Here is a 17,891-nt window from a genome sequence, read left to right as displayed (position 1 = left end):
ATCGCACCGATATATAGAACCATACGCCTGTCCCGAACCTGGCCGGTGAGGGAAGTGCACTCCACAGAACGGCAACGACAGCGACGACCGCCACACCGGCGATCATCGGGGCAATCAGGCCCCAGGTGGAATTCCGGTCCCGCCGCCCTCGGATTCGGCCGGCGGTTGCAGGTCGCGAACGAGGCCGGCGAGTTCCGGCAGTGTTGTCGCTGTTGCGGCGCGTGCGACGAGGTCGCGCCACTGTTCCGCTGTGAGCTGCCCGTCGGCGTAGGCGGCGTCGAGACGGGTGCGCGCGAGAGCACGATCGCCCTCGCGTACTCGGGTCTGCGGCGATTGTCGACGAACCACGGCAGAAGCGTAGTTCGTCCGGAATGGGTCTGCCGTGCACAGGACCGGGCACACTCCGCGCCCACTTGCACTTGGGCCGCACGTACTCTGGATCCCGTGCAAACTCAGCGGCAGGTGGTGGACTACGCGTTGCAGCGGCGGTCGCTGCTCGCCGAGGTCTACTCGGGGAGACGCGGCGTGGCCGAGGTTTGCGATGCAAGCCCTTACCTCCTGCGAGCTGCAAAGTTCCACGGCACGGGCAGTGAGGTCGTGTGCCCTATCTGCCGTAGGGAGCAGTTGACCATCGTTTCGTGGGTCTTCGGCGACAAGCTCGGAGCGGTTTCCGGTTCCGCGCGCACGCCTGAAGAGTTGACCCGCCTGGCCTCCAGCCAGGAGGAATTCTCCGTCCACGTGGTCGAAGTTTGCCGAACCTGCAGCTGGAACCACTTGGTGCAGTCGTACGTTCTCGGTGCGCAACCCGCGCCGAAGCGGCCCCGTCGTCGATCGACGGGTGCAAATCGACGCACCGCGAGCGAGTGAACGGTCGCCGGACGACGTGACATCGACGTGCCCGACGGTGTACACAGCTGCACAAGACCGAACGACCGAGTCGTCGACCCCCTGTCCGAGGACGGATTCGAGGATCGGGCGTAACGCGTCGCGCCGACATTTGGAGAAACGTACGTGAGTTCCACCGACAACGAACCCGAGGACAACCGGGCGGTTCCGCCCCAGCCGAACGGTCCCGGCGGTATCCCGCCGCAGCGGCCGACACCGGATGGCGCATCCGCTCCGGGGCGTCCGCTGCCGCCTCCGCCGCGTCAGCAGGGGTCGGGGCAACCTCCGGGTCCAGGTCCACGGCCGCCGCTCCCCCCTCAGGGGCGTCCGCAGCAGCAACCGCCCGGTCGTGGCGGGCTGCCCCCGCAGCAGCAAGGACCGCAGGGTCCGCTGCCCGGCCGCGGGGGGCCGCCGCCCCAGCAGGGACGGCGACTTCCGCCCCAGGGGCCGGGGCAGCCGATGCGCCCGGGCACGGGTCCTGTCCCTCAGCAGCAGCGTCCACCGCAGATGTTCCCCGGCGGGCCTGCCGATCGCGCACCGGGAGGCCCCGCCGGACGGGGCGCCCCCGCTGCCGACCCCACACGCCGGATGCAGGCCGGTGCGCCGAACAGCCAGGAGCAAGCGGCAGTCAGGCAGCCCCCGCCGCGGGCAGCTTCCTCTGCTCCCGGTTCCGCTGGTGGCCCGCCCGCCGCGGGTGGGCCGCCGCCGACGCCTCCCACGGGCGGACCCGGCGATGGAGCCGGAGGCGACGGTCGGAAGCGGCGCATGCCGTGGCGCACGATCCGGCGTATCGGCTACGTGGTGATTGCGGCGGGCATCCTCGTTCCCGTCCTCACGTTCATGCTCGCCTACATTGCGCAGGATGTGCCGAAGCCCGGTGAACTCGTCACCAACCAGGTGTCGACGATCTACAACGCCGACGGCTCGAGTGTCATCACCAAGGTCATTCCACCTGAAGGCAACCGCAACGAGGTGGATCTCCAGGAGATCCCCGAGCATGTCCGCAACGCCGTGCTCGCGGCCGAGGACCGTGATTTCTACAGCAACTCCGGGTTCTCGATCACGGGCTTCGCGCGTGCCGCGCGCGACAACATTCTCGGGCGTGAGAGCGCGGGCGGTGGTTCGACGATCACGCAGCAGTACGTCAAGAAGGCGCTGGTCGGCGACGAGCGGAGCCTCACGCGTAAGGCCAAGGAGCTGGTCCTGTCGGTGAAGATGGCCAACCAGTGGTCGAAGGACGAGATCCTGTCCGCCTACCTGAACACCATCTACTTCGGTCGTGGTGCGTACGGCATCTCGGCGGCCGCGACCGCGTACTTCGGTAAACCCGTTACCGATCTGACCGTCGAGGAAGGCGCGGTCCTCGCGTCGTCGATCCAGCTGCCGTCGCTGCTGGACCCGGAACAGAACCCGGAGGGCGCCGAGGCCCGCTGGAACTATGTGCTCGACGGCATGGTGTCCGCGGGCACCCTCAACGCGCAAGACCGTGCGACGAAGCAGTACCCGGCATACGTCCCTCTCGCCGAGCTCGACTTCGGCGACCAGTCGATGGGCCCGGAAGGACTGATCAAGAACCAGGTGCTGGCAGAACTCTCCGCCGAAGGGATCGACGAGAACCTGCTCAACACCGCCGGTCTCGAGATCACCACGACGATCGACACCACAGCGCAGGCCGCCGCGGTCGACGCCGCGCAGTCGAACCTCGAGGGAGAGGACGAGAACCTGCGTACCGCAGTGGTGTCCGTCGACCCGCGCAACGGCGCGGTACGGGCGTACTACGGCGGTGACAGCGGCGTCGGTTACGACTTCGCGCAGGCAGGGCTGCAGACAGGTTCGTCGTTCAAGGTGTTCGGTCTGGCTGCGAACCTCGATCAGGGCAAGCCGTTGTCGACGACGTACGACAGCGGTCCGCTCACCATCAACGGCATCAAGATCGGAAACGTCGAAGGTGAGCAGTGCGGTGAATGCACGATCGCCGAGGCGCTCAAGCGTTCGCTGAACACGAGTTTCTATCGGATGATGCTCGACATGGAGGACGGTCCGCAGGCCATCGCCGATATGGCTCACAAGCTCGGTGTCGCGAAGGAACTGCCGGGAATCGGCGAGACCCTCACCGAGCAGGGCGGCGTGGGACCGAACTACGGCATCGTCCTCGGCCAGTACCAGTCGCGGGTTCTCGACATGGCGTCGGCCTATGCGACGCTCGCGGCGTCGGGTATGCACTACGACCCGCACTTCGTGCAGAAGGTTGTCACCTCCGACGGGGAGGTGCTCCTCGACCGCGGCGCGCCTAGCGGCGAACAGGTGGTCGACGAGGCCGTGGCCGACAACACCACCGCGGCCATGACGCCGATCGCTGCCTACTCGAACGGGCATGCCCTCGCCGGTGGGCGTCCGTCCGCTGCGAAGACCGGAACCGCCCAGCTCGGCGACACCGGGTCGAACAAGGACGCGTGGATGGTCGGGTACACCCCGTCGCTGGCCACCGCAGTGTGGGTCGGTACCGAGCAGGGACTACCACTCGAGAACAGCTGGGGCGGCATGATCTACGGGTCCGGCCTGCCGTCGGACATCTGGAAGGACACGATGGACGGAGCCCTGGAGGGCACCGATGTCGAGTCCTTCCCCAAGCCGGGCAAGATCGCCGGTGAGTCCGGTGTGCCGAGCTGGTCCGCGAAGACCACGGCCCCACCGACCAGCGACAAGCCGTCGACGTCTCGAACGATTCCGACGTTGCCGGAGGTCCCCGACATCACGACGCAGAACGTGGAGATCTTCCCGGGTGTGACGATTCCGATTCCGGGCGTGGCGCAGGCACCTGCCACCACGACTCCGCCTCGCGGGCCGTCGAACGACAATTCGACCTCCGAAGAGGAGGAAACCGAAAGTGACGGCTCGGACGGCAACGACCCCACCGTGCCGTCGGCACCCACCACCACCAATCGGGTCCCCCAGCTCAATCAGTTTCCAGGCGCGGCGAACGGCCGAGATTACGACGAGCTTCAGCCTGCCGGGTAGCCTCGCCGCGTGACCGTCGACGGAGAGGCCGCGCACAGGGGACACGTCTCTCCTGAGCCTCTCGCCGACGATCGTCGTTCCGTGGACTGGCGCGACACCCCGGGTCGAACCGACCCGATGGTGTCGCGCCTTTCCGCACTTGTCGGGGGCCCTGTCGGCAGGCACGCGCTGCTCGGCCGCACCCGTTTCTTCACGCCGCTGCGGGCGATGCTGTTGCTCGCGGTGGTGTTCTTGGCGTTGGGATGGTTCGGCAAGGCCGCATGCATCCAGCAGGCGCCGCTCGGCCCGGACGGTGACCTCGGGTTGGATTGGAGCGACAACCGGCAGTACGTGGCGATGTGTTATTCCGACATCGTTCCGCTCTACGGTGCGGAGCGGCTCAACGAGGGCGCGTTCCCGTACGCGACGTCGTGGGAGGAGCCGGGCGCGGACGGGCAGACGCAGACCCGGTATATGGAGTACCCCGTCGTTTCGGGCCTTTACCAGTACGTGTCGATGCGGGTCGCGAAGGCATGGGATTCGGTGTCCTGGCTGCCCGGCGGACTCCAGGTCGCGATCTATTTCAATGTCGTCGCTTTGGGGCTCGCGTTCGCGTGGCTCGCGACGTTGTGGGCCACCGCCAGGTCGGCGGGACGGCGAGTATGGGATGCCGCGCTCGTCGCTGCGTCGCCTCTCGTGATGGTGCATGCGTTCACGAACTTCGATGCCTTGGCTGCGGCATTCGCGGCGGGTGGTCTGCTTGCGTGGGCTCGCCGCCGCCCCGTGCTTGCGGGTGTGCTGCTGGGGATCGGTGCCGCGACGAAGCTGTACCCGCTGTTGCTGCTCGGTCCACTGCTGGTGTTGTGTCTGCGTACCGGGAAGATGCCCGCATTCTTCCGAACCTTCGGTGCAGCGGCAGGCGCGTGGCTGGCGGTCAATCTGCCGATCCTGCTGCTGTACCCGCGGGGATGGTACGAATTCTTCCGCTTGAATTCCGATCGCGGCGCCGACCCTGATTCGATCTACAACGTGGTGCGGTCGTTCGTCGGATGGCCGGGCTGGTCCCCCTCGACGCTGAACTCCGTGTCGCTGCTGCTGTTCGCGATCGCATGCGTCGGGATCGGATGGCTTGCGCTGACCGCGCCTCGGCGCCCGCGACTGGCCCAGCTGTGTTTCCTGCTCGTGGCGGCATTCTTGTTCACCAACAAGGTCTGGAGTCCGCAGTACTCACTGTGGCTGGTCCCGCTGGCGGTACTCGCGATACCGCACCGCAGGGCCCTGCTCGCGTGGATGACGATCGATGCCCTCGTGTGGGTTCCGCGCATGTTCTATTACCTCGGTCCCGACAACAAGGGTGTACCGGAGCAGTGGTTCACCGCGACGGTGGCGATCCGGGACCTCGCCGTCCTTGCGCTGTGTGCGGTGGTGTTGTGGCAGATCCGGCATCCGGTCGACGATCCCGTCCGGTACGGATTCATCGACGACCCCGTCGGTGGTGTTCTGGACCAGGCACCCGATGCGTATCCGCGGTGGCTACCGAGATGGTTGAAACCGGCACACGGCCGCGTGCCGTCGAAGGTGTCCCGACCGGTTTCTTTCGATTCGGTTTCGTTCGATCGGAGGACAGCGGAGGCCCGCATGTCGTCCTAGGCTTGTACGGAGGGAGGGGACATGAGCACTGTGCGTGGTGGCGGAGTACTCGGAAATTTCACGATGTGCGAGCTCGCCTGGTCGGTGGCAGCAGGTGACGCGGCTGCGATGCCTGCGCTCCTTCGGCAGCTGTATCCTCAGGTCTCCGCGTATTGCCGTGCGCGTGCTCGTGACACCGGCGTTTCCTTCACCGAAGCCGATCGTCTGGCTCTCGAGGTGTGTCACGAGATCCTCGCCGCTGTGTCGTCGGTGGTGGGCGCCCAGCAGCCGTTCGTCCGCCTCGCCTATGCGACCGCTGTGGACGCCGCCGACTCCCGGTTCGCTCGTTCGGGAGGCGGTGCCGGTACCCGGATTCAACGGGAGGTCCTCATTCTGCGCACCATCGTCGGTCTGGATCTGGAGCTGACTGCAATCGCATTGGGCATCAGTCCGCGGCGGGTGCGCGCCGAGCAGCACGTCGCGTTGCGGTCGCTCCGCGCGGCCTGAGGTCTCGTGGTCGCCGAGTTGCTTCGGATGGCGAGCTGCTTTCAGATGCGGAGTGCGGTGAACGGCTCGATCGGGAGGTTGCGCACCACGAACCACACGGCGATCAGCGCGAGCGCGATGTGCGGGGCCCACCGGTACCCTCCCCATCGAGGCATCGATGTGCCGCGCGCGCGACTCACGGTCCACAGCAAGAACATTGCGAGCAGCCCCACCGTCACGGCGACGCCCAGTGCATTGAACCGAACTGCTGCCGGAATATCGAGGTGTACAAGTGAATACAACATTCTCGACGCACCGCAGCCGGGGCAGAGGATCCCGAAGATCGCGTAGGTGGGGCACGGCGGGATGATTCCGCCCGGGGTGGTCGGGTCGGCCCACGCCACGAATGCGCACGCGCATACCGCACCTGCCGCGACTGCGGCGGGTGCTTTCAGGCGTGAGAGGGTGCGTTCCATGAGGTTCAGCGCGTCCGTGAGGTTTCAGCGCGTCGTGGCCACGACCGCGGCCCAGAACGCGAAGTATCCCACGATGAGCGCGATCAGCCCGACAACCCAGATCACCGCAGACCAGATGGCCCAGGTCTTCGCCGAGCGTGCAGATCTGTGCGCTTCGTCGAAACGTCCCTGTGCCCACAGATTGTTGACCCGCGACGCCTTGACCAGCGACACGATCCCGATCGGCATGCAGAACACCACGGTAGCGACGATGCCCCAGACCATGTTGTTCTCCGGCGGCCGACCGTACGGATGGAACGGCGAACCGTAGGCACCGGGCTGCGGGCCGGGTGGTGGGAACTGTCGATACGCATTCATTCGCCGGCGCGCTCCTCTGGTTGCGTGTGTGCGGTGGGTCCGTCGCCTGTCATCACGCGTTTGCCGGGCTCTCGAGTGATCGATCGTGGTGGCCATGCGTGCGCCTCTTCGTCGAATGCCGTTCGGAAGAGTTCAGGAAGACGAAGAACAACACGACCAACAGTAGTGCCCGGCCCCACACCCCGATGTGGACGAGCGTGAGTGGCAGCGCCTGGTCGCTGTTCCCCGCGGTCGAGTCGAACCAGAGGAAGATCCCGATCCCCATCGACAGGTCGACGAGCAGATACGTTGCGACGAGTTGCCACGGGATGCGCAGCAACACGAACAGGGGCAACAGCCACAGTGTGTACTGCGGGGAATGCACCTTGTGCAGAAGCAGGAACCCGCACAGGATCGCGGCGGCAACGGGCAGCCACGGGTAGACGCCTTCGCGGAGATAGCGGCGCCATCCGAGCCACAGCGCGGCCGCGAACACCGCGAGCATGAGTACCGGTGAGACGAGGGCAACTACATCGTTGTATTCGGAGGTGACCTCGTGCCCTTGATAGTTGCCCATCAGAGGACGCAGTCCCCAGTACCAGATCGAGTTGCTGGTCGCGTCCGCCGCTCGGTTCTGCTGGAACGTGAACGACGCACGCCACCCGTCGAAACCGAGGATCGCGAACGGCAGGTTCACTGCGACGACGGTCGCGACGGCCGTTCCGGCCACGGCCAGTGCACCGCGGAGATCGCGGCGCCCGATCGGCGCGCTGTCGTCGCGCTCGGCTGTGCCGTCGAGGAAGACATAGGCGATCAGCGGCAACACGAAGAGCCCGGGATAGAGCTTGAGGCAGAATCCGACGGCGAGAAGCACCGCGGCGATCATCCCGCGGGTACGAAGCGACCAGCGCCGGGTGCCCACGACGGCGATGGCGAGGACGGTCACCGCGACCACAGGCAGATCCCAGTTCAAGAACGCATACATCACCAGCGGTGGTGTGGCCGACCACCAGAGGGCATGCCATCCGGCGATCCGCCCGAGAATCCACGCCGTGAGCAACCCGAACGGCGTCAGTAGCAGCGCGGAGTGCAGCAGGAAATCGGCGTCGGTCTCCGCGAACAATGCCCCCACCCACATGAGGACGCCGCCGAGCACCGGATACTCGACAGTGCCGCCGGTGAGGTTCCCGGCAGTGGTGATGCCGCCGTCCACGAAGGGGAACTGGTGGAGGTTGATTCCCCGCCCGAGCCACAATTGCTGGATATCGGAATAACAGACGGTGGCGTCCTTGAGCTCGTCGAATTGCATCGAGCGACCGAACAGATCGAAGGGCGGGCCTGCGCAGCGCGCCTTGTTGAGGTAGCCGAGCAGCAGCGTCAGCGCACACGTGACGACGGCGACGAGCGCGGGAAGGGATCGGCTCGTGCGCATGTTCTCACCCTAAGTCAGTTTCGCTGGTCGAGCGGAGGTCATGTACCCTTCTTGGGTTGCTGACGCAACGACCCTCCTGTCACGGATCGTCCGTGACCGTTCACAGTCCATGGGAGGTGATGAGGTCTTATGCGTCATTACGAATTGATGATCATCCTGGACCCCAGCCTGGATGAGCGCACTGTCGCTCCCTCGCTGGAGACGTTCCTCAACGTGATCCGCCAAGAAGGCGGCAAGGTCGACAAGGTCGACGTGTGGGGTAAGCGTCGTCTCGCGTACGAGATCGAGAAGAATGCCGAAGGCATCTACGCGGTCGTCGACATCAGCGCGACGCCTGCTGCGGTTGCAGAGCTGGATCGCCAGCTCGGCCTGAACGAGTCGGTGCTTCGCACCAAGGTTCTGCGCCTCGGAAAGTGAGCCTGTCGGCGCTTGGCCGTAGGCTCTGGCGCATCAGGACTCCACACACTGCAGGAGGAACCACATGGCAGGCGACACCGTCATCACCGTGGTCGGCAATCTGACCGCCGATCCGGAACTGCGTTTCACCCCGTCGGGTGCCGCGGTCGCGAACTTCACCGTCGCGTCCACGCCCCGCATGTTCGACCGTCAGTCCAATGAATGGAAAGACGGCGAGGCTCTGTTCATGCGCTGCAACATCTGGCGCGAGGCAGCCGAGAACGTGGCCGAGAGCTTGACTCGAGGATCCCGCGTGATCGTGCAGGGCCGTCTCAAGCAGCGCAGCTACGAAACGCGTGAAGGCGAGAAGCGCACTGTCGTGGAGCTCGAGGTCGACGAGATCGGCCCCTCGCTCCGTTACGCCACGGCCAAGGTCACCAAGGCCGGTCGCGGCGGTGGCGGAGGCGGCTTCGGTGGTTCCTCCGGTGGATCGGGCGGTGGGCGCCCCAGTTCCAATGCCAATACCGGCGGGGACGACCCGTGGAGCAACGCTCCTGCGGGTGGTTCCTTCGGCGGTGGCGGGGACGACGAGCCCCCGTTCTGATCCGACCTTCGATCGGAACATCTAAGTACGGAGAAAGACCATGCCTAAGTCGCCCGCGCGCGAGAAGGTTTTGAAGAAGAAGGTCTGCGCCTTCTGCAAGGAAAAGAATGTGCAGATCAACTACAAGGACACCACGCTGCTGCGTAAGTACGTCAGCGATCGCGGCAAGATCCGCGCTCGTCGCGTCACCGGCAACTGCGTGCAGCACCAGCGCGATATCGCTGTTGCTGTGAAGAACTCCCGTGAGGTGGCTCTGCTTCCTTACGTCTCGACGACTCGCTAAGGAAAGGGGAACACGATGAAGCTCATCCTCACCGCCGACGTGGACAACCTCGGTGCGCCTGGCGACACCGTTGAGGTCAAGGACGGTTACGGTCGCAACTACCTGCTGCCCCGCGGACTGGCAATTGTTGCCACCCGTGGCGCCGAGAAGCAGGTCGCGGGCATCCGCCGTGCACAGGAGGCCCGTGCAGTGCGCGGCCTCGAGCATGCACAGGAGCTCAAGGCCGCCATCGAGGGCCTCGACAGCGTCTCGCTGGCAGTCAAGACCGCTGCAGACTCGGGCAAGCTGTTCGGCTCGGTCACCGCTGCCGACGTTGCCGGCGCGCTCAAGGCTGCCGGTGGCCCGGTTGTCGACAAGCGCGTTGTCGTGCTGCCCAAGGCGCACATCAAGGCGACCGGCAAGCACGAGGTCGTTGTGAAGCTGCACCCGGATGTCACTGCGAAGTTCACGCTGAACGTCGTCGCTGCCTGATCCGGTTTTCGAGGAGCCCCGCGCACATCGCGCGGGGCTCCTCGCTGTCTGTGTACAACCTGTGGATAAATCCTGTGGGATTCAACTCTCATGTGATCCACAACATATCTTTCTCGAACGAAACTTTCGGACACGCCCGGCTGTCGATATGGCCACGACACGCCGGAATTCTTTTGCTCCACAGGTGTGAGGAGCAGTTTTTGCGCTCTGAACTGGATGAATGCGTGATGTGACATGCGTTCTCCCCAGGTTGTCCACAGAGGGTGCACAACGTAGTCCACGGGTTTCCACAGTTCATCCACAGATGTGTGCACAACCCGATTTGGTGAGAGGCTTTTCGGTCCCTAACGTCGTGCGCACGACTCCCCCCATGGGTTTGGTATGGGTCGGAAATATGTCGGTGGGCACGGGTAGAACGTGGGTTGTGGTTCGGGCCTCAGGGCCCGGAGTTGTCTGCGGAAAGCCCGTAGGCCGGGCATGACCGTGCTTGGTTCGGGATTCGGAAGGGCGGTATCGCGTTGGCAGTGGTGGACGATCGAGGCCACTCCGAATACTCCGGACCGCCCGATGAACCCGAGACCGATTTCGGGCGTCAGCCTCCCCACGACTACGTGGCGGAGCAGTCCGTGCTCGGCGGCATGCTGCTGAGCAAGGACGCCATCGCCGATGTCCTCGAGGTGCTTCACCCGGGCGACTTCTACAAGCCTGCGCACCAGTTCGTCTACGACTCGATCCTCGACCTCTACAGCCGGGGTGAGCCCGCCGACCCCGTCACGGTTTCGGCCGAACTCGATCGCAAGGGCGAGCTCAAGCGCATCGGTGGGCCCGCCTACCTCGTGACGCTCACCCAGACGGTCCCCACCGCCGCGAACGCCGGCTACTACGCCGAGATCGTCTCCGAGAAGGCCATCCTGCGCCGCCTCGTCGAAGCGGGCACACGCATCGTCCAGTACGGATATGCCGGCTCCGAGGGCCAGGATGTCGCCGAGGTCGTCGACCGCGCCCAGGCCGAGATCTTCGACGTCTCCGAACGCCGCACCAGCGAGGATTTCGTTCCACTCGAAGAACTGCTGCAGCCCACGATGGACGAGATCGATTCCATCGCCAGCCGCGGCGGGATCTCGGTCGGAGTCCCCACCGGCTTCGCCGAGCTCGACGAACTCACCAACGGCCTGCACGCAGGGCAGATGATCATCATCGCCGCCCGCCCCGGTGTCGGTAAAGCCCTCGCGCTCGACACTGTCCTGCCCACCCCGAGCGGGTGGACCACCATGGGCGAGGTCTCGGTCGGCGACGTACTGTTCGCCGCCGACGGCGAGCCGACCCGTGTCGTCGCGGCCACCGAGGTCATGCATGGGCGGCCGTGCTTCGACGTCGTGTTCTCCGACGGCACCGTGCTCGTCGCCGACGCTCAGCACCAGTGGCGTACCTCCGACGGCGCCGTCCGCACCACCGCCCAGCTTGCTGCCACCGTCGAGGCCGACCACGCCGTCACCAATGCCGCTCCCCTCCGGACGCCCGCAGCAGACCTGCCTGTTCCGCCGTTCACGCTCGGTGCCTGGCTCGGTGGTCCGTCGGCCGATCCGCACGTCCACATGCGCGTCGAAGGTGAGGGAGGGTGCACCGAGGCCCTGATGGCGCTCGGTGCGCACATCCCCACGGCGTATCTGCGTGCCTCACAGGAACAGCGCCGCGATCTGCTGGCCGGGCTCCTCGACGCCGGGGGCACTGTCGACGGCGACGGCACCATCAGATTCGTCTCGGACTGTGCACGCTTGGTCGAGGACGTCGCCGAACTGCTCTCCGGTCTGGGTCACGCCTGCACTGTCGATGGTGACGAGGTGGCGTTCGAGACTGCCGACGACGTCTTCGTCCTTCCCAGCAAGGCCCTTCTGCACAAGGAGTGCCGGCGTCCGGTGCCGGTCGAGCGTCGCATCGTCGCGGTGCGGCCGGTGGAGTCGGTGCCGGTGCGCTGCGTCGAGGTCGACGGCGAGCACATGTACCTTGCGGGTCGCGCGATGGTGCCCACCCACAACTCGACGCTCAGCATGGACTTCATGAGGTCGTGCTCGATCAAGCACGGCATGGGCTCCGTCATCTTCTCCCTGGAGATGGGGCGCACCGAGATCGTCATGCGACTGCTCTCGGCGGAAGCGAAGATCAAGCTCGGCGACATGCGGTCCGGTCGCATGACCGATGACGACTGGACCCGGCTCGCGCGTCGTATGAGCGAGATCAGCGAGGCACCGCTGTTCATCGACGATTCGCCGAACCTGACGATGATGGAGATTCGTGCGAAAGCGCGGCGTCTCAAGCAGAAGCACGACATTCGTCTCATCGTCATCGACTACCTGCAGCTCATGACGTCCGGTAAGAAGGTCGAGTCGCGCCAGCAGGAAGTCTCGGAGTTCTCGCGAAGTCTCAAGCTGCTCGCGAAGGAACTCGAAGTTCCCGTTATTGCGGTCTGTCAGCTCAACCGTGGTCCAGAGCAGCGAACCGACAAGAAGCCGCAGGTCTCCGACCTCCGTGAGTCGGGTTGCCTCCCTGCGTCCACCCGGATTCTGCGGGCGGACACCGGCGCGGAGGTCACTCTCGGGGAGCTTCTCGCGACGGGTGAGCAGCCGCTCGTGTGGTCGCTCGACGAGCGGATGCGCATGGTCGCGCGGCCGATGACGAAGGTCTTTCCCAGCGGCCGCAAGGAAGTGTTCCGGCTGCGGCTCGCGTCCGGACGCCAGGTGGAAGCGACGGCGAATCATCCGTTCCTCACTGTCGACGGCTGGATGCCCCTCGGTGAGTTGACGACGGGCGGACGTATTGCGGTGCCGCGTGCGCTGCCCGCACCGATCGACATGGTGACCTCCTCCGAAGACGAGATCGTCGAACTGGCCCTCCGGGCCGTCGCCGATGCCGCCGTGCCTGCGCGGGCGTTCGCGTTGCCCAAGGATCAGGTTGCGGCGCTGCTCTGCCACGTGTGGGAGGACAGCGGCATGCTCGCCTGGGACGTCGACGCGCAGCAGGCGATGATCCGGTACTCGGCCGCCGACCGCCGATTCATCGATGATCTGGCAGTCCTGTTGCTGCGGATCGGTGTGTTCTCGCAGATCACGGAAACCGCGTCGGGCTACGACCTGCGCGTGACCGACCCGGACGGACAGGCGGTGTTCCTGCACGACGTCGGCGCCCACGGCACGGCAGCGCAGTGGGTACTGACACAGCTCGGGCCCACGCTCACACGTCGCAGCGTCGACGGTGTCTCCCCCGAACTCGAAGAGTCACTGGGCCGGCTCCTCGCTGTCGAGCGGTTCACGCCGAGCGAACTCGTCGGTGCTGGGGCCCCACGTTCCAGCCTCGCTGAGGTGGCCGGTGTGCTGGGCGAAGCCGACATCGACATGGTCGCCACGAACAACGTGTACTGGGACGAGATCGTCTCCATCGCCAGCCTCGGTGAGCAGGACGTTTTCGACGGGACCGTCCCGGGCACACACAATTTCGTGGCCGACGGCATCTCGGTGCACAACAGTCTCGAGCAGGACGCCGACATGGTGATCCTGTTGCACCGTCCCGACGCGTTCGAACGCGACGACCCGCGTGGCGGTGAGGCCGACTTGATCGTCGGTAAGCACCGTAACGGCCCGACGGCCACGATCACAGTGGCGCACCAGCTGCACCTGTCGCGGTTCGTGGACATGGCGCGCGGCTGAACCTTCCTCCGCTCGTGCGGGTTTCCGTTGGTCGTGAGGCAACGGGAATCCGCACTACCGGAGGAAAGTTCACACGTCAGTCTTCCGCGATCCGGATCGCCATCCGGGGGCAACTTCCTTCGGCTCTGCGCGCAGCATCGTGCAGTTCCGGTGAGGGGTTGTCATCGAGGATCGTCACGATGTCCTCGTCTCCGAGCCGGAACAACTCCGGGGCACTCGCTTCGCACAATCCGTGTGCTTCACAGAGATCCGTATCCAGTGTGACCTTCATCTGCTCTCCAAGGGGCCGGTGTGGGGCCCGGCGCAGACCCCGTAGGTCACTGCGCCGGGCATCCTGACGTCTCGGTGGTCAGCCGATCGGGGTGTACTGCAGGTGCAGGTTGTTGAGCCCGCGCAGGAGATAGGTGGGCTCCCAGGTGAACTTCCGATCCGACTCGGGTCCGTGCTCCGCGTCGTCGAGCTTGATATCGCCCATGCGGTCGAGGAACCGCTCGATGCTGACCTTCGCTTCGACACGCGCCAGCGGACCGCCCGGGCACGAGTGAACGCCGCGGCCGAAAGCGATGTGCTCACGTAGGTTTTCGCGATCGACGCGGAACTCTGCGGGGCATTCGAAGCGGTCCGGATCGCGGTTGATCGCGCCGGGCAGAATGGCCACCGGAGTGCCCGCGGGGAGATCGATGCCACGCAGTGTGGTGTTCTTCAGAACCAGGCGGAAGTCGGTCTTCACCGGACTCTCCACCCGGAGGGTTTCCTCGATGAACGCCGGGATGAGTTCGCGGTCGTCGCGCAGCTGCTTCTGGATATCGGGCCGCTCGGCGAGGACCTGGATCGACGAACTCAGCAGTCGGGCAGTGGTTTCCTGGCCGGCGGCGAACAGGAAGGTCGCCAAGCGCACCACATCGATGACCTCGGGCAGGGAACCGTCGGGGTAGGTGGCAGTAGCGAGGTCGGTCAGGACGTCGGGGCGGGGATTCTTACGGCGGTCCTCGATGTAGCCGCTGAACTGGGCGTCGAGCCACTCGAGCGGATTGACCTCGACTTCCTCGTTCTGGTCGAGCGTGCGGGCAGTCTGCGAGAGCAGTTTGTCGCGGAACTGGTCGTGGTCTTCTTCGGGGACGCCGAGGAGGTCGGCGACGACGATCAACGCGAACGGTTTTGCGTAGTCGTCGAGGAGTTCCAGGCGGCCACTTCCGAAGAAGGTGTCGATCTGCTTGTCGGCGAGCCGCCACATGAACTCTTCGTTCTCCTTGAGCCGCTTCGGTGTCAGCAGCCGCTTGAGGAGTGCACGCTGTGCAGTGTGGTCCGGCGGGTCCATCGTGACCATGTGCTCGTTGAGCGGGAGTTCGCTGCGGTGTGCGGCGAGCTGCTCGGTGATGTCGTCGCCCTCGGGGGTGAACGGCAGCGGCGGGAACGGCCCGAGGAAGGCATTGGCCGAGGAGTACACCTCGTGGTTGCGATACACCTCGAGGGCCTCGTCGTAGCCTGTCACGGCGACCACTCCGTGATGCGGCATGTGGGTCACGGGGCATTTCGAACGAAGGTGCTCGAAGTACGGGTAGGGATCTTCCACCAGGGATGCGTCGGTGAAGAAATCGATCTCGTCGAAGCCGGTCAAGTCTGCCTCCTCTTCACGGTGCACAACGACGTCGTCGCACACGGGATCTTCGAGCACGGCCTGGGCGAACGGCTGGGCTGTGCCGTGCGGAACCGGATATTCGATTGAGAGAATACGGTATTAATTCCCGCATGGGAAGAATATTTCACTTGTACTCTTCGGCACCGTGGGCATGCAGGTCGGACGCCCGGAATACCGCTGCGGGAGGAGTCGAACACTGCGGCGAAGCCGGAGATCGTAGGCTTGGCGGGTGAGTAGCGAGGAGATGATCCGCAGTGCGGGCACGCGACGCCGCCGTGGCCGTCCGAGCAAGATCAGCCGCGATCGGATCGTCTCCGCGGCACGATCGCTTGCTCCCGACACGCTCACGATGCAGGCCGTGGCCGACGAACTGGGGGTCGACCGGAAGGCTCTCAACTACTACGTCAGCGACCGGCAGGGCCTCCTCGAGCTGGTCGCGCTCGATGTCTTCGAATCCGCGATCCGTGGCGTCGACACACCGGAAAGCCAGGACTGGCGCCAGGTGCTGCGATCCTGTGCACGAGCGATGAAGGAGGCGCTGACGGCCGCAGGCGTTCTCATCGTCTACATCAGATTCGACGGAATGACGGATCTCGGCGCACTCGCGACTGTGGAGCGAATCATGGAACGCCTGGTGCGCGCAGGATTCGACGCCGAGGAGGCGGGACGTGTGATCACTCTCCTCGCCGTGATCGCGCACGCAGCGGCACGTGAGGACATCGCCGCGGCGTCGGGAGCCGCAGATCCGCAGGTCGACAATGTCGTACGAACGGTGGAAGCCGGATCTACCGGCGACCTGCCGCTGCTTCACAGGTTTGCGTTGAGCCGTGAAGCACAGTCCCGCGCAGTCGAACAGTTCGAGTTCGAGCTGGACCTCATCGTCGACGGGCTGGACAGGCGCCTCGAGGAGCGCGCGAGATGAAAGGTGTGGGATGACGTTCATCAAGATGTGCGGGCTGCAGGACGAGTCGACGGTCGATCTCGCCGTCGAACTCGGTGTGGATGCAGTCGGTTTCGTGTTCGCCGACAGTCCCCGCAAAGTGTCGGCGGAGCAGGCCGGACGGTTGCGGATGCGGTTGCCCGCGGGCACACTCGCGGTCGGAGTGTACGTGCGGATCCCCCTCGACGAGATCATCGCGATGGCGAAGTCCGCAGACCTCGAGCATGTGCAGGTGCACGATCTCCGTTCGGCCGACGACGTGCGCGTCCTGCACGACGCGGGGCTGACGGTGATTCGCGCCGTCAACTCGGGTGGCGCGGAGTCGCTCTCCGACCACTTCGGCGCCGACCTGTTGCTGGTCGACGGCGCGATCGCCGGAGCCGGGAAGACCTGGGACTGGCAGGACCGCAGCGCTCTGCCGTCGGGTCGGTGGGTGCTCGCCGGCGGCCTGAACGCAGGCAACGTGGCGCGGGCACTGACGACCTCAGGTGCCTGGGGTGTGGATGTGTCCAGCGGTATCGAGTCGCGTCGGGGTGTCAAGGATCCGGCTCTGATGAGGGCCTTCGCCGATGCGGTACGAGGTGCCGGGAGATGACGAGGACGTGCCCACGGGGCGCCGTCAATGCCGCGACGCGCTGATCCGTTCGAGCATCCACGAATCGATGTCGCTGAGAGCTGTCTCGGCCAGTGCCGTTGCATGCCCGGTGAATCCGTGGGGCGACGCGGGATAGATGCGCAGGTCGACGTCGTTTCCGATTGCGGACAGGCGACCCGCCATCGCGAGGTTGTCTTCCAGCAATATGTCGTCGGCCCCGACGACCATCAGCACCGGCGGAAGGTCGCGCAGATCCGCGTAGATCGGCGAGATGTCTGCCGCGGTGCGGTCCGCTACGTGGCCGACGTATGCCTCGAGGAAGTATTCGTCCGCGATCCGGCGCCCCGCCGGGGTCAGGGCGCTCAGGTCGTAGGTGCCGAATTGGAGTGCGGCACCGGCGAACCGTCCGGCAACGCCCCTGTCCCGCAGTCGGAGCAGCGTACCCAGCGCGAGTGTTGCTCCCGCAGAACGACCTCCGACGACCAGTCGTGACGAACCGAAACGGGACCCGGCATGCTCTGCGAGCCACAGCGCCACTGCCTCACAGTCGTCGGGGGCGGCCGGCCACGGGCACTGCGGTGCCAGCCGGTAGTCGACGCCGACGACAGCGATGCCAAGACGATCCGCGAGGGCGCGGTTGCGTACGTCGTCCCCTGCGGCCGAGCCCATGTAGAAGCCGCCGCCGTGAATCTCGAGACGGACGGCCCGAACCCCACCGCTGGCGGGAAGGGCGATCCGTATCGGGACCTGGTGGGTGCCGGCGTCGATCAGCTCCTCGACGGCCGGTGGCACAGCCGGTGACGGGGTGGGTGTCCTCGCTCGGACCGACATCAACTCCTCGATGCTTCCGGGTCCGCGGCCTGGGGGTCGCGACGCGTAGAAGTTCCTGGCCTCGAGGACCTGCTGCGCCGGAACATCGACCATCACGGCATCGAGTGTGTATCGCACGGGCACTCCTCACGGTCGGGACCTCGGGACCGGGTGAGTGTAAGCGCGCCCGCCGACGCCGGTCGCTAAAGTG

General features: G+C 65.6%; 18 protein-coding genes. 11 read left to right on the top strand and 7 right to left on the bottom strand.

Annotation, left to right across the window (positions count from 1 at the left end; all coding sequences use genetic code 11):
* Window positions 1–114: 114 nt before the first annotated feature.
* Window positions 115–348, bottom strand: a complete 234-nt coding sequence (locus tag ACTDXD_RS10405) for a DUF1707 SHOCT-like domain-containing protein (protein ID WP_440126955.1) — start codon at window positions 346–348, stop codon at window positions 115–117.
* Between the two features lie 96 nt (window positions 349–444).
* Between ACTDXD_RS10405 and ACTDXD_RS10400 the strand changes: the two genes are divergently transcribed.
* The 4 genes from ACTDXD_RS10400 (at window position 445) to ACTDXD_RS10385 (ending at window position 6,018) form a co-directional block, all read left to right on the top strand.
* On the top strand, window positions 445–867 hold the full coding sequence (locus ACTDXD_RS10400) for a DUF5318 family protein (protein ID WP_169689003.1): 423 nt from the start codon (window positions 445–447) through the stop codon (window positions 865–867).
* A 783-nt stretch (window positions 868–1,650) separates the two neighbouring features.
* The gene (locus ACTDXD_RS10395; protein WP_440127606.1) at window positions 1,651–3,903 is read left to right on the top strand and encodes a transglycosylase domain-containing protein; all 2,253 of its coding nucleotides are present in this window, start codon (window positions 1,651–1,653) and stop codon (window positions 3,901–3,903) included.
* 9 nt (window positions 3,904–3,912) lie between these two features.
* Window positions 3,913–5,532, top strand: a complete 1,620-nt coding sequence (locus ACTDXD_RS10390; RefSeq protein ID WP_440126954.1) for a glycosyltransferase family 87 protein — start codon at window positions 3,913–3,915, stop codon at window positions 5,530–5,532.
* 21 nt (window positions 5,533–5,553) lie between these two features.
* Window positions 5,554–6,018: an RNA polymerase subunit sigma-24 gene (locus ACTDXD_RS10385; protein WP_440126953.1), complete on the top strand. Its 465-nt coding sequence runs from the start codon at window positions 5,554–5,556 to the stop codon at window positions 6,016–6,018.
* Window positions 6,019–6,059: 41 nt separating this feature from the next.
* Here ACTDXD_RS10385 and ACTDXD_RS10380 read toward each other — a convergent pair whose 3' ends face one another.
* From ACTDXD_RS10380 to ACTDXD_RS10370, 3 genes are read right to left on the bottom strand one after another with little or no spacing between them, the layout of a single operon-like run.
* Window positions 6,060–6,473, bottom strand: a complete 414-nt coding sequence (locus tag ACTDXD_RS10380; RefSeq protein WP_440126952.1) for a DUF2752 domain-containing protein — start codon at window positions 6,471–6,473, stop codon at window positions 6,060–6,062.
* A 24-nt stretch (window positions 6,474–6,497) separates the two neighbouring features.
* The gene (locus ACTDXD_RS10375) at window positions 6,498–6,830 is read right to left on the bottom strand and encodes a CD225/dispanin family protein (protein ID WP_440126951.1); all 333 of its coding nucleotides are present in this window, start codon (window positions 6,828–6,830) and stop codon (window positions 6,498–6,500) included.
* A gap of 52 nt (window positions 6,831–6,882) precedes the next feature.
* The gene (locus ACTDXD_RS10370; RefSeq protein WP_440126950.1) at window positions 6,883–8,241 is read right to left on the bottom strand and encodes a glycosyltransferase 87 family protein; all 1,359 of its coding nucleotides are present in this window, start codon (window positions 8,239–8,241) and stop codon (window positions 6,883–6,885) included.
* A gap of 129 nt (window positions 8,242–8,370) precedes the next feature.
* Here ACTDXD_RS10370 and rpsF point away from each other — a divergent pair, with 129 nt between their 5' ends.
* From rpsF to dnaB, 5 genes are all read left to right on the top strand, one after another.
* Entirely contained in the window at window positions 8,371–8,658 is a 288-nt protein-coding gene (gene rpsF, locus ACTDXD_RS10365; RefSeq protein WP_169688997.1) for a 30S ribosomal protein S6, read from the top strand.
* A gap of 64 nt (window positions 8,659–8,722) precedes the next feature.
* Window positions 8,723–9,241: a single-stranded DNA-binding protein gene (locus tag ACTDXD_RS10360; protein ID WP_440126949.1), complete on the top strand. Its 519-nt coding sequence runs from the start codon at window positions 8,723–8,725 to the stop codon at window positions 9,239–9,241.
* 40 nt (window positions 9,242–9,281) lie between these two features.
* Window positions 9,282–9,524 carry a 30S ribosomal protein S18 gene (rpsR, locus tag ACTDXD_RS10355; RefSeq protein ID WP_054806388.1) on the top strand — a complete coding sequence of 81 codons (243 nt, stop codon included), beginning with the start codon at window positions 9,282–9,284 and terminating at the stop codon, window positions 9,522–9,524.
* A gap of 15 nt (window positions 9,525–9,539) precedes the next feature.
* Window positions 9,540–9,995, top strand: coding sequence for a 50S ribosomal protein L9 (gene rplI / locus ACTDXD_RS10350; RefSeq protein WP_440126948.1), 456 nt, complete (start codon window positions 9,540–9,542; stop codon window positions 9,993–9,995).
* A 518-nt stretch (window positions 9,996–10,513) separates the two neighbouring features.
* Complete coding sequence (dnaB, locus tag ACTDXD_RS10345; protein ID WP_440126947.1) at window positions 10,514–13,696, top strand: replicative DNA helicase; 3,183 nt, start codon at window positions 10,514–10,516, stop codon at window positions 13,694–13,696.
* Window positions 13,697–13,772: 76 nt separating this feature from the next.
* Here dnaB and ACTDXD_RS10340 read toward each other — a convergent pair whose 3' ends face one another.
* Window positions 13,773–13,967 carry a ferredoxin gene (locus ACTDXD_RS10340; RefSeq protein ID WP_440126946.1) on the bottom strand — a complete coding sequence of 65 codons (195 nt, stop codon included), beginning with the start codon at window positions 13,965–13,967 and terminating at the stop codon, window positions 13,773–13,775.
* A 78-nt stretch (window positions 13,968–14,045) separates the two neighbouring features.
* Entirely contained in the window at window positions 14,046–15,314 is a 1,269-nt protein-coding gene (locus ACTDXD_RS10335; protein WP_440126945.1) for a cytochrome P450, read from the bottom strand.
* Between the two features lie 250 nt (window positions 15,315–15,564).
* Here ACTDXD_RS10335 and ACTDXD_RS10330 point away from each other — a divergent pair, with 250 nt between their 5' ends.
* Both ACTDXD_RS10330 and ACTDXD_RS10325 read left to right on the top strand, forming a co-directional pair.
* Window positions 15,565–16,257 (top strand): TetR/AcrR family transcriptional regulator C-terminal domain-containing protein, encoded by a 693-nt coding sequence (locus ACTDXD_RS10330; RefSeq protein WP_440126944.1) that lies wholly within the window; start codon window positions 15,565–15,567, stop codon window positions 16,255–16,257.
* A gap of 10 nt (window positions 16,258–16,267) precedes the next feature.
* Entirely contained in the window at window positions 16,268–16,870 is a 603-nt protein-coding gene (locus tag ACTDXD_RS10325) for a phosphoribosylanthranilate isomerase (RefSeq protein ID WP_440126943.1), read from the top strand.
* A 24-nt stretch (window positions 16,871–16,894) separates the two neighbouring features.
* On the opposite strand, the gene ACTDXD_RS10320 is transcribed toward ACTDXD_RS10325, so the two are convergent.
* The gene (locus tag ACTDXD_RS10320) at window positions 16,895–17,818 is read right to left on the bottom strand and encodes an alpha/beta hydrolase (protein ID WP_440126942.1); all 924 of its coding nucleotides are present in this window, start codon (window positions 17,816–17,818) and stop codon (window positions 16,895–16,897) included.
* Window positions 17,819–17,891 lie beyond the last annotated feature (73 nt).

The organism is Rhodococcus sp. SJ-3, from assembly GCF_051918125.1.
Lineage (GTDB): Bacteria > Actinomycetota > Actinomycetes > Mycobacteriales > Mycobacteriaceae > Rhodococcus.
The sequence above is the reverse complement of the archived record's forward strand: the minus strand, read 5'-3'. Positions and strand labels throughout refer to the sequence as shown.

Excerpts from the sequence above, each read along its gene's own strand:
- ACTDXD_RS10395 (WP_440127606.1), top strand. The coding sequence starts at position 1,651 with ATGCCGTGGCGCACGATCCGGCGTATCGGCTACGTGGTGATTGCGGCG.
- ACTDXD_RS10385 (WP_440126953.1), top strand. The coding sequence starts at position 5,554 with ATGAGCACTGTGCGTGGTGGCGGAGTACTCGGAAATTTCACGATGTGC.
- ACTDXD_RS10380 (WP_440126952.1), bottom strand. The coding sequence starts at position 6,473 with ATGGAACGCACCCTCTCACGCCTGAAAGCACCCGCCGCAGTCGCGGCA.
- ACTDXD_RS10375 (WP_440126951.1), bottom strand. The coding sequence starts at position 6,830 with ATGAATGCGTATCGACAGTTCCCACCACCCGGCCCGCAGCCCGGTGCC.
- ACTDXD_RS10370 (WP_440126950.1), bottom strand. The coding sequence starts at position 8,241 with ATGCGCACGAGCCGATCCCTTCCCGCGCTCGTCGCCGTCGTCACGTGT.
- rpsF (WP_169688997.1), top strand. The coding sequence starts at position 8,371 with ATGCGTCATTACGAATTGATGATCATCCTGGACCCCAGCCTGGATGAG.
- ACTDXD_RS10360 (WP_440126949.1), top strand. The coding sequence starts at position 8,723 with ATGGCAGGCGACACCGTCATCACCGTGGTCGGCAATCTGACCGCCGAT.
- rpsR (WP_054806388.1), top strand. The coding sequence starts at position 9,282 with ATGCCTAAGTCGCCCGCGCGCGAGAAGGTTTTGAAGAAGAAGGTCTGC.
- rplI (WP_440126948.1), top strand. The coding sequence starts at position 9,540 with ATGAAGCTCATCCTCACCGCCGACGTGGACAACCTCGGTGCGCCTGGC.
- ACTDXD_RS10340 (WP_440126946.1), bottom strand. The coding sequence starts at position 13,967 with ATGAAGGTCACACTGGATACGGATCTCTGTGAAGCACACGGATTGTGC.
- ACTDXD_RS10325 (WP_440126943.1), top strand. The coding sequence starts at position 16,268 with ATGACGTTCATCAAGATGTGCGGGCTGCAGGACGAGTCGACGGTCGAT.